Raw genomic sequence first — 14,713 nt, 5'->3', positions numbered from 1 at the left:
GTGGCATTCACGATGAATGCCCGCGCGGCGCGCCGTATCTGGCTCGCGCGCGCTGCGTCAGCGCTCGTTATGGCCGGCCTCGCGCCGTACGCGAATGCGCTCACCAGCACAACCGCATCGCCCGACCCCGACGCGCTTTCGCCGCAGCAATCCGCTGCATTTCGCGCGTGGTTCGTGCGCATCGTCGACCAGCAAATGCGCCGTGGCCCGACGCCGCGCTGGACGCAGCGCGATTGCGCGGGCCTCGTGCGCTTTGCCGTCGGCGAGACGCTCAAGCCGCATGACACCAAATGGTTGCGCGCGAACGGCATGACCAGTCTCGCGGACACCAGCAGCATGCCGCCCGAGCTGCAACTGTCCACGTCGCAACGCGGAATCGCGAATCGCTGGACGCGGCTCGACGGTTCCACCGGCGCGTACGCATCGGCGATCGCACTGATTCAACGCAATAGCCGTTTTGTTTCGAAGGACGTGAACCAGGCGCTGCCTGGCGACCTGTTGTTCTTCGACCAGGGCGACGACCAGCATCTGATGATCTGGCTGGATCGCTACATCGCTTATCACACAGGCACCGTTACGCCGACCGATCCCGGTCTGCGCACCGTGGCCGTCTCCGACCTGATGCAATGGAAAGATTCCCGCTGGCAGCCGCTCGACGGCAATCCGAATTTCGTTGGCGTGTTTCGTTTGGACTTTCTGACACCATGACCCGAATGAACTCCGTCAACGCGTCGCGCGCCTGGCTCGGCAACCTGAAACGTCGTGCAGGCATCACCGTGGTCGCGCTCTTCGCGGCCTTGACGCTCGCCATCGCACCAACGGCCTATGCCGACGACGCCGCCTCGAGCAGCGCCGCCGATGCCAACATCGCCGCGAACCCGACGCTGCAAACAGCGCCATCGAGTAATTTCGCGTCGCAGAAGGTCGACGGCCAGCCATTCTTCCTGCTCTCGGATGCGAGCTTCGGCAGCGATCAGTTGGCGCAGGTGCGTCTCGAAGCGCCCGGTCGCGAGTTCAAGGATGCGCTGCAAGCATACGGCGGTGCGGACATCGTTGTGTATCGCGTGCCGAAGCCGTTGGATTTTTTGAAGGCGCAGAAGAATCTGCATCGCCTGAACGTCGCGCCGAATTATCAGGGCGAGGGCCTCGCGAATACGCTGGCTTATCTGTGGGACCGCTGGTTCACCGAAGCGCGCCGCGCTTGGCAACGTGTGCTGTCGTTCGCGACGCGCAGCAAGGCGACCGAAGCCGAGCCGCAATTCAAGCTCGGCGAGCAGACCGGCAAGCAGACGCAATTCCAGCAGAACTCGCAGTTCGCGCCGCTGAAGGGCTATGACATGGTCGCGCGCTTCCGCTATCCGATCTGGGACGCGAAGGTGATCCAGCCGCCGAAGGGTGTCAATCTCGAAGGCAGCAGCAGTAACTTCATCGAAGCGAGTTCGGGCAACGTGATGATTCCGGTCGGCAAGCTGCCGCCGGGGCTGTATATCGTTGAGGCGGTGATCGGCAACTATCGCGCGCATACCTTGCTGTTCGTATCGGACACGGTCGCGGTCGTGAAAGCGGCATCGAGTGGCATGCTGGTATGGACCACACGGCGCGATAACGGCAAGCCGGTAGCGAATACCGACGTGAACTGGACCGACGGCGTAGGCGTGCTGCAAAGTGGCACCACCGGTAACGACGGCGCACTGGTGCTGCAACACGTTAGCCCCGAGCGCAGCTACGTGCTCGGCACCGATCCGCAAGGTGGCGTGTTCGTTTCGGAGAATTTCTACTACGACAGCGAGATCTACAACACCAAGATCTACGCGGTGACCGATCGTCCGATGTACCGGCCGGGCGACGCAGTGCATGTGAAGTTCATCGGCCGCACGTTCCAGAACGCGACGCAATCCACCGCGCCTGCAGATGCCGATATCAAGCTCGACGTGCTCGATCCGAACGGCGCGCCGGTGGCGACCAGCAAGGTGCATTTTGTTTCCGATACGGGCGCGGACGCGTCCTTCACGTTGCCCGCTGATGCCACCGCTGGCGGCTATACGCTGCGTTTCGATTACAACGGCGATGTATACGGCAGCGCATTTCGCGTCGCCGAATATGTGAAGCCGCATTTCGACGTCAACCTGTCGATGGATAAAGCCGACTATGCGACGGGCGAGCAATTGAAGGGCAAGATCCAGTTGCGCTATCCGGACGGCAAGCCGGTGCGCGACAGCAAGGTTTCGGTCACGCTGCGTGCGCAGAAAGTGACGATCGTCGATGGTGAACTGCGCTACGCAGGGTTGTTTCCGGTCAAGCTGGAACAGCAGGAACTCACAACCGATAGCGACGGCAATGCGAGCCTCACGCTGCCCGCTGCAAAAGAACCGAGCCGTTATGCGTTGACCCTGTTCGCGCAGGACGGCGCGGCCTACAAGGTGCGTGTGACACGTGAGGTGTTGATCGCGCGCGGCGCGACGCCGTATCGCTTGTCGACGGCCAAATCGTTTTCGCAGCCGAAGGAAGCGGTCAATTTCGATCTGCAAGCGCTTGGTACGATCGATCCGTCTTCGCATGCGCCGGCCAAGTGGGACTGGACGCGCCTTGAATCGCAGACTCATGGCGAAGGCGCAATCAAAGGCGCTAACGCGGGAGGCAAGCTGTCGTTCCCGGTGCAATTCGACGAACCGGGTTCGTACATGCTGTCGGTCAAGGACGACACCGGCAACCTGCTCGCGGCTACAAGTCATTGGGTGGCCGGCGATGGTCTGAAGGCGATTCCGGGCAGCGTCGAAATCGTGTTCGATCGCGACCGGTACAAGATCGGCGATACCGCCGAAGCGCTGATCACGTTCCCGTTGCCGGTCGACGATGCCCTCCTGACGCTGGAGCGCGACAACGTCGAACATCGCGCGTTGCTGACAGCCGGCGGCGATTGGCTGCAACTGCAACGCGTGGCGCCGTCGCAATGGAAAGCGCGTATCAAGGTCGGTGAAGCATTCGCGCCGAACATGACGTTCTCGGTGCTGTACGTGCATGCGGGCGAATACGTGTTCCAGAATGCAGGCATCGTGGTCGCGCAACCGCAGATCGAATTGAACGTGAAGAGCGACAAGCCGGTGTACGGTCCGGGCGATACGGTCACGCTCAACTTCGACAGCACGCTGAACGGCAAGCCGGAAGCAGCGAATCTGACGGTCAGCGTGGTCGATGAAATGGTCTACGTGCTGCAGCCGGAAATCGCACCGAATATCGTCGACTTTTTCTATCATCCGCGCCGCAACAATGTGCGGACGTCGTCGAGTCTGTCGTTCATTACGTACGATCTTGCGCGCTCGCCGTTGAAGGGTGCGCCGGGCGGCCCGCAACGCGCCAACTACAACGAGCGTGGCGTGAAGGTGCTCGAACGGCCGCGTCGTGACGATCAGGACACAGCTGCGTGGGAAGGCACGCTGAAGACCGACGCGAACGGTCACGCCACCATGACCTTCAAGATGCCGGACTCGCTGGCCCGCTGGCGCGTCACCGTGCGCGCGGCGGCGCCCGACGGCATGGTCGGTCAACGTACCGCGTATGTGCGTTCGGACAAGGCGTTGTATCTCAAGTGGAGCGGGCCTTCGCATTTCCGCGTCAACGATCAGCCGGCCATCGACATGATCGCCTTCAATCAGACCGACGCGGATATGGACGCCGAGTGGGTGGTCGACGGCGGCGGTCTCTCGCTGAATCAGAAAGTCACGCTCAAGCGCGGCGCGAACTACCTGCGTCTGCCGACCGGCGCGTTGAAGGCCGGTGTGATCAACGCGAGCCTGCGTCGGGCGGGTAAGGACGTGGATCGCTTGCAGACCACCATCCAGCTCGATGCGAGCGGCTGGCTCGATCTGCATCAGAACACGGCGGCGCTCGACGGCTCGAACAAGCCGCTCAATCTGCCGCAAGATGCGCAGGACGTTAGCGTGCGTTTCATCGGCAGCGCCACGAGTCAATTCGCGCGCGTTGCCGACGATCTGATCAATTATCCCTACGGATGCGCCGAACAGACGTCGAGCCGCCTGATTCCTTTGGCGCTCGCACACGATGCGATCGGCCGCGGCGATAGCACTAGCTCGACGCAAGGGCTCGAAGCGCTATTGCGTAATCAGCGCCAACGTCTGGCGATGCTGGCCGGTGTCGGCGGCACGTTCGGCTGGTGGGGCGATACGACTGGCGGCAGTTCGCTGATCACCGCCTACGCGTATTACGCGGATTGGCTCGCGAGCCGCAGCCTCGGCATTACGCTGCCCGCCGACAACTGGCAGCATGCAATGGACGTCTATCGCGACGCCGGTGCGAAAGAGCCGCTGCTGCATCGCGCGTTGGCGCTGTGGTTCATGCAGCAGATGGGCCTGCCGGTCGCGACGCCGGTGTCGGGTGTTGCGGCGGACTTGCAGAGCGATTCAGCGGCCTCGGCCAATGCTTCGGCCCCTACACGCAACGGCACATATGGCGCGTCGGACAGCATCGTGTTCGCGCAAGCCGATTCGCCGCGCGGCAAGCAGATGGCGACGCTGCTGGTCGCCAACATGGCGCGTAGCACGAGTGCTCAACTGCCGGACGGCTTCGATGCAGCGGCGAGTGCTGCACGCACGGCATTGGCCAACGATCCCGCACCGCTCGTGCAGAGTCTGCTTTATATGACGGGTGGCGATGGTGGTGCGGCGATCGATGCATCTGCGTTGCTCGCGAAGAGCAGCGCCGACTACCCGACGCTCGATCGCGCGTTGACGTTGCTGTGGGTGCGTAAAGCGCTTGGTGGCGACACGGCGCCGGTTTCGCTGCCGTCGCTGCAAGGTGCGGGTTGGACGCGCGCCGCGACGCCGACTGGTACGCCGCTGTGGAAGTGGACCGGCGCCGCTTTGCCGGTCACGCTCGACGCAGGCGGCGCGCGCACCGACGTGAACGCGCTGGTTTCGTTCCGCAGTCATACGAGCGAGGACAGTCGACTGAACATCACCGTCGAACGTCGTTTCTACAAGCTGGAGCCGCTCGAAGTGAAGGTCGATCCGAAGAAGGCAGGGGCCGCCGAGAGTCAACTGGGCCGCTCGGCCTTTACCGCGCGCCTGGTCAAGCAGGGCGATGCGATCGATAGCAATGCGCTGTACGTCGACGAAGTCACGCTCACGCCGCGCTCCGGCAACGCGTACCACTACGGTCTGCTCGACGTGCCGCTGCCGCCGGGCGGCGATGTGGAGGCGACCAGCTGGGGTGTGTCGATCGACGGGTTGCCGGGCGAGAAGGAGGGGGTAAGCGGTCCGCAGCCGTTCGCGCGTGCCGCTTCGTACGAGATGGGTGAGCTGGCGTATCACCAGCCGGTGCCTTTGCTCGATCGTCCGGTGACGCTGCGGCAACTGGTGCGCTTTGCGTTGCCGGGTACGTTCGCGTTGCCTCCCGCACGCTACTTCCGCATGTATCAGCCGGACGCCAAGGCGTTCGAAGGCGGCAGGAGCGATCGCATGACGACTCTGCGTATTCAATAAGCGAGATCGCTATGTTCTCCGCTCTTCGGCACTCGCGCGATCGTCTGGCAGCTACGCTGCGGATCGCGCTCGCCGTGGGAGTGGGGTGTGTTTTTAGCGGTGCGGCTGCGGCGATGGCGGCGTCGACTGTGTCACTGCCTGCGGGGGCAAAGTCGTCGTCAACCGCATCGCCAACTTCGCCGTCCGTTGCGTCCTCGGCGCAAATGCTGCGCTTCGCATGGTTGCGCGATGGTCAATCGCAGCTTTGGCAGTTCAACGCCGGCGGCGCTGCAGACGGCCTCGTGCCCCAGTCGGCGCGTCCGTTGCCGGCGACGCTGGAGACGCCGCTCGGCAGCGTGTGGAAGCTGTTCGTCTATGGCTATCTGGTCGATCGCAATATCGCCACGCCGGATTACACCTGCAGCGGCGGCGATCCTGAAGAAGTGTATTGCTGCATGACGGGCGGGCACATCGACCGCGAACATGCGCTGGTGCAATCATGCGGACGCTTTTTCGAGCCCGCACGCCTGCAACTCGATCCCGCCGATTGGCGCAAGTATTGGACGGCCGCGCATGCGCCCGCATGGCTGCGCGACCTTCACGCGATGGCGCCGACGCACCGCGTGCCCGTGACCGACTTGCTCGCCGCATTGCAGGCGATGCGGGCCAAGCCGCGCGAAGCGGCGGCGAACACGCTGGTGTCGGTGCTGACGAGCGGACGCGGCGAAGGCACCGTGTCGCTGTACGGTAGCCTGTTGCGGGCCAAAACCTGGACGATGCCGGATCCCACGCGGCCTGGTGCCTCGATCGGCGGCGCAGCAGGCTGGCTTGCCGATGGCACGCCGGTATGGCTCGGCGGCGCCGGCGGCAGCGCGCGTGTGCTGGCGGCCGCCGCGCCGCGCATCGCGCCGTTGCTTACACAAGTCACCGTCCCGGACGACAACGCGTGCGTGCTGGTCGACTTCTTCAGCCGTTATCCGATTCGCCAGGTGCTTGGCGACAAAGGTTCGGCTGCGGTGCCGGACGGGCCGCTGCGTGGCGAGTTCCGGATTGGCTTCGTCAATGGCAACTGGGCGCGTGTGGAAAGTCGAGGCGAACTGCGGCTCGATCGCGACGCTGCAGGCGCACCGCAAGTAGTCGGCCGCTTCGGCATGAATGACTACGTCGCGCGAGTGGTCGAGCGGGAAGGCGACACGAGCCAACCGGAAGCGGCCAAAGCGTTGGCGGTGGCGGCGCGATCCTACGTCGTGCAGCACGGCAATCACGATCACGGCTGCTTCCGTATCGATGACAGCAGCAGCACGCAGCGCGTCCTGCCACGTGTGCCGACTGCCGCCGCGCGTCGCGCCGCGGATCTGACCGACGCGCTGGTGCTCACCGGCGTGCCGGTTCAGTATCACCACGACAAGGCCGCACCCGGTCAGATGAGCTGGCTCGCTGCGAAGGCGTCCGCGCAAACCGGCCTCACGTTCGACACCATTCTCTCGCGCACCTGGCCGCAAGCGACCTTGACGTCGTTCGAGAGTCCGTTGTCCGGCGATTGCATCCAGGTGGCCGGCGCCCAGCAATGGCTGCAGCGCAACGCGCCGTTGTGGGCGCGGCGTATGGACGGCGCGCCCGGCTACGAAACGCCCGATCTGCCGGCCGTGTGCGCGGTGCGCGAAGGTCGGCCGTATGCCGATGCGCAGCGCAATCGCGTGTACGTGTATCGCCTGCAGACCGAAGAAGACCGTATCGCGCTGGCGCATGAATATATTCACCTTGCGTTCCAGCATCATCCGCGTGGCCTCGATGAAGACTTCGTCGAACGTACCGCGCGCACGCTGATTCGTACCGACAATCCGATCCAATGAACACCGCCTCGCGTTCGCTTTCTGCCGTGTTCCGTGCGCTTCCTGTGATGCGCCGCGTTCGCATTCCTGCGGCCGTTGCTTTGGCACCTCTTGCGCGCGGTGTTCGCGTTCACATGGCAATTGCTGTGGCCGCGGCTGTGCTGGCGGCAGGCATGACGACAAACGTGCAAGCCGCCGGCACGGACGGTAATGGCGGTGCGCTCGCCGACCTCACCGGCGTATTCGGCGGCTGGCGTCACAGCGGGCTGACGAACGAAGGCGAGCACTTCGTCGCGGCGTATCCCCGGCCGCCGGTCGACCGTGGCGCGCAACGCTATCGCACGCTGATCGAAGGGCGCCTCAAACATATCGACAAACACGCGCGCAAGCCGCCCACACTGGTCGTCAACGGCAATCCAACGCCGCTCTATACCGACGACGAAGGCGCATTCGCGCGCCCGTGGGCATTTGGCGCGGGCTCGAACAGCATCGAGTTGATTTCCGCCGACGGCAAGCAGCGCCAGCGCATGCAGTTCTACGAAGCCGACCGCAGCAAGCCGCAGGCGAAGCTGCGCGCGATCGTCACGTGGGACGATCCGAAAGCGCAGGTGGATCTGCACGTGATTACGCCGGACGGTCTGCACGCGTTCTTCGCCAACCCCACGCTCGAAGACGGCAGCGGATTCGATGTCGATTCGGTGGACGGTGCGGGGCCGGGAATATTTTCGTCGGCGGCGCCCGAGCACGGGACGTGGCTGTTCTTTCTGAACTACTGGGGCAACTTCGATTCGACCGGCTACAACTTCGACGCCGCCGCGCACGAGCGCGACGTGATTACCGCGACGTTGACGCTGGTGTTCAATGAAAACACGCCGAACGAGCGGCGTGAAACGATGGTCGTGCCGCTGCGTAAGATCGGCGACCTGCAGCTCGTGAAAAGCGAGCGACTCTGACAGCGGGATGGGAGCAGTGACGATGAAGGTCAAGACGACGGGGTGGGTGAAGGCTGGCTGGATGATGCTCGTCGTCGCCTGCTTGCAGGGCGCCACGGTGGCGCACGCGAGCGATATCGACTTCGGCGCGCCGTTGAACGGCTGGCGCAACACCAGCGGTGACAGCGAGCGTTATACGCAGGACGTGCATTACCCGGCGGTGTCGGTATCGACGCCGGAAGGGCAGTCGAAATTTGCGCTGATCGAAGGGCAGATCCGCAACACGCCGAAGAAGAAAGGTACTACGGTGGGCACGCTGGTGGTCGACGGCACGCCGTTGCCGCAGCGCGTTGAGGAAGACGGCAAGTTTTCGCGGCCTTACGCGTTTCCGTCCGGCAGCAATAGCGTGGAACTGTGGGCGCCGGATGGCTCGCGCAAACGCGTGCAGTTTTACGACGCCTACAGTGGCAAGACGCAGCCCACGTTGCGCGTGTTGCTCGCATGGGACACCGACGGCACCGATCTGGACTTGCACGTGGTGTCGCCGGACGGCGCACACACCTGGTATGGCGATCGCGTTGCGCCGAACGGCGGCGCGCTCGACGTGGATGTGACGACCGGCTACGGGCCGGAGATTTACTCGTCGGCGGCGCCCTTGAAGGGTACGTATCTGGTCTATGTGAATTACTACGGTAGCGGGAACAGCGGCAGCGATATGACCGTCGCGCAGGTGACGATCATCACGAACGAGAACACGCCGAACGAAAAGAGCGAAACCATTCGGGTGCCGATGCGTAAGGCAGGCGAGCTGACGCTCGTGAAAACATTCGTGATGCCGTAAAACAGTTGCTCTCTTGCGGGCCAGATTTCAAATTTTCACGCTGTCGTAGTCAGTTTTGCGAAGGAAAGACCACCCGCCCGCCATGCATACTTGCTTATGCGTACGCGGGCCTCAAAAACGTATATTTGCCAGCCGGGGGAAGAAAAAATGAACTCACTCGACCAGAAGCAACCGCTGTTGAGCTATGACGGCAAGCTTGGAGAGCTGTACGGGATATTCATCAAAAATCTGTTGCTGCAGATCATCACGCTTGGCATTTATCGTTTTTGGGCCACCACGAATAACCGTCGATATATCTGGTCGCGCATGCGTTTTCAAGGTGAGCGATTTGAGTACACCGGGACGGGCGGCGAACTGTTCAAAGGTTTTCTACTGGCGATTGCGATTATCTTTGGCGCGATTGTCGGTGCAGGCATTCTTAGCGCGATTCTGCGCGCCATCACTGGGAGCGCTGCACTGGCTCTCGTGCCGATCATTGTTCTTTACATCGTGATCGCGGTGATCGCAGCAGGGGCGTATTTCAGCGCGCAGCGTTACCGCTTGAGCCGCACCCAATGGTGTGGGATCCGCGGCGGCATGACCGGCTCGTCGTGGGTCTATGGTGCGTACGCATTGCTGTATGGCCTGCTGTGCATCGTCACGCTTGGACAGATGGTGCCGTGGGTGTCCATGCGCCTGGCGGAGCGACGCATCAACGCGAGCAGTTTCGGCAGCCTGCCGTTTCATTTTGAAGGGCGCGCACGTGCGCTGTATGGCGCGTTCGTCGGCACGTTTTTGGGCATCGTCGCGCTGTTCGTCGTGCTCGGGGCAGTTTTCCTCAAAAGCATCATGGCGTTCCTGCCCATCGGGCATGCGCCGCTGAAGGCTCATGATCCCGCCGCGTTCGCCGCATTCGGCTCGATATTCCTGTTCTACGTGCTATTTATCGTCGGCGCGTTGCTGATTCAGTGCTTCTATCTGGCGCTGGTGACGCGCCATGTTATGGGCAATACGACGCTTGGCGCGCAACTGCGCTTCGGCAGCAGCATTACCGCCGGGCGTCTGCTCGGCATGATGCTGGGCAATCTGGCGATCATCGTTTTTACGCTGGGTCTGGGTTTCCCGATCGTGCTGCATCGTGTGATGCGCTTCGCAGCCGATACGCTGCAGGTGTCCGGTCAACTCGACCCGCAGACGCTCGGTCAAAGCGATCAGCAGCCGCCGCGCACGGGCGAAGGCATGCTGAACCTGCTCGATCATGGCGGCGCGTTCTGACGCGGTTGTGGAGTCTTCAGTGCCGAGCGGTACACGCTATTACGACGGCCATACCGCCGCGCCTCATGTGGCAACGCTGCGCTGGAGCGAGGCGGTTCTGTCGATCGACGGTGTTGAGGGTGAACTGGCGGTTTGGCCGCGTGCGCGGCTGATCGTCGGCGAGCCCGACCCGGAAGGCAGAGTCGCGTTGTCGTGCAAAGGCGAACCGGGCCGCGTGTTGGCCGATGCCTTTGCACTACCTGTGCAGATGACGGCGCCGCGCGGGCAGCGTTGGCATTATCTGGGCTGGGTCACGATCGGCGTGGCGGCACTGGCGCTTGCGTTCGTACTCGTCGTGCGACTGCCTGCAGCTGGCGCGGCGCTTGTGCCGCGCAGCGCGGAAAACCGGCTTGGCGAGATGGTGGAGTCGGTCGTGGTCGGTAAGCATCGGGTGTGCCGCGGCGACGACGGACAACGCGCGCTCGAACAACTCGAAGCGCGCCTCGCTCACGCGGCGGGGATCGCGCAGCCGGTACGCGTGGTGGTCATCGACAGCAAGACGGTCAATGCACTCACGCTACCTGGCGCACGCATGATCATCATGCGCGGGCTGTTCCAGCGCGTCGACAATCCCGATCAACTGGCCGGCGTGATGGCGCACGAGACGGGACATATCGCGCGGCGCGATCCGTTGACCGCTTTGTTTCGCAGCGCCGGTATCACCCTGATCAGCACAACCCTGGGCATCCATCTTGGTTTCGCAGACGTATCGTCACTGGCGGGGCGATTGGTGGGACTATCGTATAGCCGTGACATGGAGCGTCTCGCCGATGCGAACGGCGTTGCCTATCTGCAAGCGAGCGGATTGCGCAGTGATGGGCTCGCGGGATTTTTTGCGTTGACTGAGAAGCGTAATGGCAGCGGTACGATTGAGTTTCTGTCGGATCATCCGCGTACGCTCGACCGGGAAAAGCTGAATCAGGGATCACCTGTCGGCGAAAGTGCATTGACGGCGCAGCAATGGGCGGCGGTTCGGGCAATGTGCGGGAAGCCGTGAGCGATGCGACCTGTCGTGTCGGAAGCGTAGATGTGAAAAGCAATGCGCTCAACGACTTGGGTGACTCTTGCTCAGGATATCCACAGGCTTCTGAACAGTTTCTGTGGACAACAAATCGACCTATGGAATTCGTTCTGTAGAACCGCGTGTTGCGCGCGCAGCCGTCGGATACGTTTCGGGCCGGAGCAATGCGTCCGATGGAACTTACCGTTTCTTTCCAGCGCTCAAGTTTTGGCGTACTGCCGTCGATAGATCCTGTAAGCGGTTGTGCGTCGAACCGTCGTGTGCGAGCGTTCTGTTTGCATTGCCACGGCGAACTGGGGCGGCGCATGCGTTGGGCGAAATAAACGGAGGTTGCCATGCAAATCGACAGTGCGCTGTCGTCGACATTGCCGGAATCGGATCGCGCGATGATGAAGAGCCGGTCCGTAACGGACAACGCGGACGACACGGCCACGCAGACTGTTGCGTCGAATACATCCGAACAGGACGACGCCGTCCACATCTCCGCCGAAGGCGCAGCGACGGCGGCGCAAGAGGGCAATGCGATTCAGGACGGTGAAGTAAGCGATTCAGCGGGGGGGAGCGCGTCGACGACCGATACCTCGGCGGTCAAGGCGTTTGCGTACGGTACGTTGGGTCTCGAACGCCCGGATCAGCCTCATGAAGAGCGTAATGCGTTCTACACGGCTGGGCGTTGGCTGGCAGCGGGACTCACCATTGGTGGGATCATCTCGTTGCTTGCTTGAAAGGGGAGAGGGAGATGCGCTTGCCGTGCATGGCGCACGACAAGCGCAACGACCGGCTTGGCTTAGCGGTCGAGGAACGACTTCAGACGATCTGCACGGCTCGGATGCATCAGCTTACGCATGGCCTTGCTTTCGATTTGACGAATCCGCTCGCGCGTGACGTCGAACTGCTTGCCGACTTCTTCGAGCGTGTGGTCCGACTTCGTGTTGATGCCGTAACGCATACGCAGCACCTTCGCTTCGCGCGGCGACAGTGAGTCGAGCGCGTCGTCGATGGCGGCGCGCAAGTCGGCCTGCATCGCTGCGTCGGCCGGCGAGGAAGCTGCCGAATCTTCGATCATGTCGCCCAGCGTGGCGTCGCCGTCGTCGCCGACCGGCGTTTCCATCGACACCGGCTGCTTGGCGATCTTCAGAATGCCGCGCACCTTCTCTTCCGACAGTTCCATGCGTTCTGCCAGCACCGACGGATGGGCTTCCTGACCGGTCTGCTGCAGGATCTCGCGCGAAATGCGGTTGAGCTTGTTGATCGTTTCGATCATGTGCACCGGCACGCGAATCGTGCGCGCCTGGTCGGCGAGCGAGCGCGTCACAGCCTGACGAACCCACCACGTTGCATACGTCGAAAACTTCCAGCCGCGGCGGTATTCGAACTTGTCCACCGCCTTCATCAAACCGATGTTGCCTTCCTGAATCAGGTCGAGGAACAGCATGCCGCGGTTGACGTATTTCTTCGCGATCGAGATCACGAGACGCAGATTCGCCTCGATCATCTCGCTCTTGGCCTTGCGCATCTTCGACTCGGCCGCGACCATCTGACGATTGATCTCTTTCAGATGCTTGAGCGGCAGTGAAACGGTTGCTTCGATGTCGATCAGCTTCTGCTGTTCCGACTGGATTGCCGGCAGGTGACGCTCCAGCGCCGCGCCGTACGTCGACGTGCCGCGCGCGGCACGCTCGGTCCAGCCCAGATCGGCTTCATGACCCGAAAACGATTCGATGAACTGCTCGCGCGGCATGCCGCTCTTCGTCACGACGATTTGCAGAATGCGGCGTTCGATTGCACGGACTTGCGCGACCTGGTGTTGCACGTCGCCGCACAAGCGGTCGATGGTGCGTGCCGTGAAGCGGATCTTGGCGAGGTGCTGCTGAATCTCTTCGCGAGCGCGCAGGTAAGCCTTCGAGCTGACGTCGCCGCGCGTGTGCGAGGCGTTCTGCTGGTCGGACAGAATGCCGACTTGCGCGAAGATTTCCAGGCAATCGCTGGTGAGTTGCTTCAGGCGTGCTTCGTCTGCTGCCGAGGAGTCGGCCGGGCCGGCATCGTCGTCGTCTTCGCTATCGCTGTCGTCATCGGTGGCGTCTGCGTCGACGTCGGCTGCTGCGTCCGCGCTCGCGCTTTCTTCTTCCGCCGCAACCGTGTCTTCATTCAGGCCGTCGACCAGTTCGTCGATGCGCAGTTCGCCGTCCGCAACCTGTTGGGCGCTCGCCAGAATGGCGGAGATCGCGAGCGGGCAAGCGGCAATCGCCTGCACCATTTCGTGAAGACCGTCTTCGATGCGCTTCGCAATCGCGATTTCGCCCGCGCGGGTCAGCAACTCGGTTGCGCCCATTTCGCGCATGTACATGCGCACGGGGTCGGTCGTACGGCCGAACTCGGAATCGACGGTCGACAGCGCGACTTCGGTTTCCTCGTCTGCCTGATCGTCCGACACCACGGCGGGGGCGTTCGAGTTGAGCAGAAGCGTTTCCGCATCCGGGGCCTGCTCGTAGACCTGCACGCCCATGTCGTTGAAGGCGCTGACGATGCTGTCAATCGCCGCCGTCTGCGCGAAGTTGTCGGGCAGGTGGTCGTTGATCTGCGCGTGGGTCAGGTAGCCTTGCTCCTTGCCCAGCTGGATCAGCGCGCGCATCTGGCGCTGGCGTTCTTCAGCTTGTTGCGGCGGCAGTTCGGCCGCTACGGGGATCGCTTTGCCTGCGCCTTTGCCCTTGGCCGTACGGCCAGCGGGCGCCTTGGCGGTGTATCCGGCAGTTTCGTGTTGCGAATCTTCGCGATCAAAAGGGTTCACGTATTCTCCTCTAGAGGCTTCGCTATGAGACGCAAGACGCTACCGTCAGGCGTTTCGAGCATGGCTCAACATCACCTGAGTGACTCAACGCGGTTGTTTGGCTGTGCTCTGGGGAGCAAAAAAGATGAGCCCGCGCGAAGCGGGCCGATAGAAATGTGCGAAATTCGCGCGGCTCGCATTATATACGAGCTTGCGCCTTCGCGCGCATTATGAGCGCACCAATTTGTCATGCGCTCTTGTCGCAGGGTCCCTTCATCGCCTGTCATCCGTAAGTTCAGGTGGGGGCAGAAGGCAGCACTTCAACTGCTCGTCGTGCGCGTATGCAGGCTCTTCACTATAGGCTATGTCGGCCACTCCCGCACGACCGGATGACTTTCCGTCGATCTTGCTACATATAGTGGGGCGCATGTTTCGGCGTCAAATCGCACTTGGTCAAAAGAAAATTCACAAAAGGGGGTTGACGACCTGTCGGTCGTTCTCCATAATCTCGTTTCTCTGCTGCTGATGCAGCGACGCAGAACGAAGCGGT

The 14,713-nt window shown here is 62.5% G+C and carries 9 protein-coding genes; 8 read left to right on the top strand and 1 reads right to left on the bottom strand.

What is annotated here, in order from left to right; all coding sequences use genetic code 11:
• Positions 1 to 12 precede the first annotated feature (12 nt).
• From M0D66_RS20275 to M0D66_RS20240, 8 genes are all read left to right on the top strand, one after another.
• A complete protein-coding gene (locus M0D66_RS20275; RefSeq protein WP_266211498.1) occupies positions 13 to 708 on the top strand; it encodes a DUF1175 domain-containing protein in 696 nt (231 codons plus the stop codon).
• Positions 705 to 5,498 (top strand): alpha-2-macroglobulin, encoded by a 4,794-nt coding sequence (locus M0D66_RS20270; RefSeq protein ID WP_266211421.1) that lies wholly within the window; start codon positions 705 to 707, stop codon positions 5,496 to 5,498. The genes M0D66_RS20275 and M0D66_RS20270 overlap by 4 nt, the downstream gene beginning before the upstream one ends.
• Before the next feature lie 11 nt (positions 5,499 to 5,509).
• On the top strand, positions 5,510 to 7,330 hold the full coding sequence (locus M0D66_RS20265; protein WP_266211420.1) for a DUF2300 domain-containing protein: 1,821 nt from the start codon (positions 5,510 to 5,512) through the stop codon (positions 7,328 to 7,330).
• Between the two features lie 152 nt (positions 7,331 to 7,482).
• Positions 7,483 to 8,262 (top strand): YfaP family protein, encoded by a 780-nt coding sequence (locus M0D66_RS20260; protein ID WP_266211497.1) that lies wholly within the window; start codon positions 7,483 to 7,485, stop codon positions 8,260 to 8,262.
• Between the two features lie 22 nt (positions 8,263 to 8,284).
• Positions 8,285 to 9,082 (top strand): YfaP family protein, encoded by a 798-nt coding sequence (locus tag M0D66_RS20255; protein WP_266211419.1) that lies wholly within the window; start codon positions 8,285 to 8,287, stop codon positions 9,080 to 9,082.
• A gap of 147 nt (positions 9,083 to 9,229) precedes the next feature.
• Positions 9,230 to 10,336, top strand: a complete 1,107-nt coding sequence (locus tag M0D66_RS20250) for a YjgN family protein (RefSeq protein ID WP_093635145.1) — start codon at positions 9,230 to 9,232, stop codon at positions 10,334 to 10,336.
• A 19-nt stretch (positions 10,337 to 10,355) separates the two neighbouring features.
• Entirely contained in the window at positions 10,356 to 11,372 is a 1,017-nt protein-coding gene (locus M0D66_RS20245) for a M48 family metallopeptidase (protein ID WP_266211418.1), read from the top strand.
• Positions 11,373 to 11,731: 359 nt separating this feature from the next.
• Positions 11,732 to 12,121 (top strand): hypothetical protein, encoded by a 390-nt coding sequence (locus M0D66_RS20240; RefSeq protein WP_266211417.1) that lies wholly within the window; start codon positions 11,732 to 11,734, stop codon positions 12,119 to 12,121.
• 62 nt (positions 12,122 to 12,183) lie between these two features.
• Here the strand turns inward: M0D66_RS20240 and rpoD are convergent, their stop codons facing one another.
• Positions 12,184 to 14,184 (bottom strand): RNA polymerase sigma factor RpoD, encoded by a 2,001-nt coding sequence (gene rpoD, locus M0D66_RS20235; RefSeq protein ID WP_200575239.1) that lies wholly within the window; start codon positions 14,182 to 14,184, stop codon positions 12,184 to 12,186.
• Positions 14,185 to 14,713 lie beyond the last annotated feature (529 nt).

Source organism: Paraburkholderia sp. SECH2, assembly GCF_030464795.1.
In the GTDB taxonomy this organism is placed as follows: domain Bacteria; phylum Pseudomonadota; class Gammaproteobacteria; order Burkholderiales; family Burkholderiaceae; genus Paraburkholderia; species Paraburkholderia aspalathi.
This window is presented reverse-complemented; position numbering and strand designations above follow the sequence as displayed.

What these genes read in the sequence shown, in the direction of transcription:
- M0D66_RS20250 (WP_093635145.1), top strand. Translation starts at nt 9,230, where the DNA reads ATGAACTCACTCGACCAGAAGCAACCGCTGTTGAGCTATGACGGCAAG.
- M0D66_RS20275 (WP_266211498.1), top strand. Translation starts at nt 13, where the DNA reads ATGAATGCCCGCGCGGCGCGCCGTATCTGGCTCGCGCGCGCTGCGTCA.
- M0D66_RS20260 (WP_266211497.1), top strand. Translation starts at nt 7,483, where the DNA reads ATGACGACAAACGTGCAAGCCGCCGGCACGGACGGTAATGGCGGTGCG.
- M0D66_RS20240 (WP_266211417.1), top strand. Translation starts at nt 11,732, where the DNA reads ATGCAAATCGACAGTGCGCTGTCGTCGACATTGCCGGAATCGGATCGC.
- M0D66_RS20270 (WP_266211421.1), top strand. Translation starts at nt 705, where the DNA reads ATGACCCGAATGAACTCCGTCAACGCGTCGCGCGCCTGGCTCGGCAAC.
- M0D66_RS20255 (WP_266211419.1), top strand. Translation starts at nt 8,285, where the DNA reads ATGAAGGTCAAGACGACGGGGTGGGTGAAGGCTGGCTGGATGATGCTC.
- M0D66_RS20265 (WP_266211420.1), top strand. Translation starts at nt 5,510, where the DNA reads ATGTTCTCCGCTCTTCGGCACTCGCGCGATCGTCTGGCAGCTACGCTG.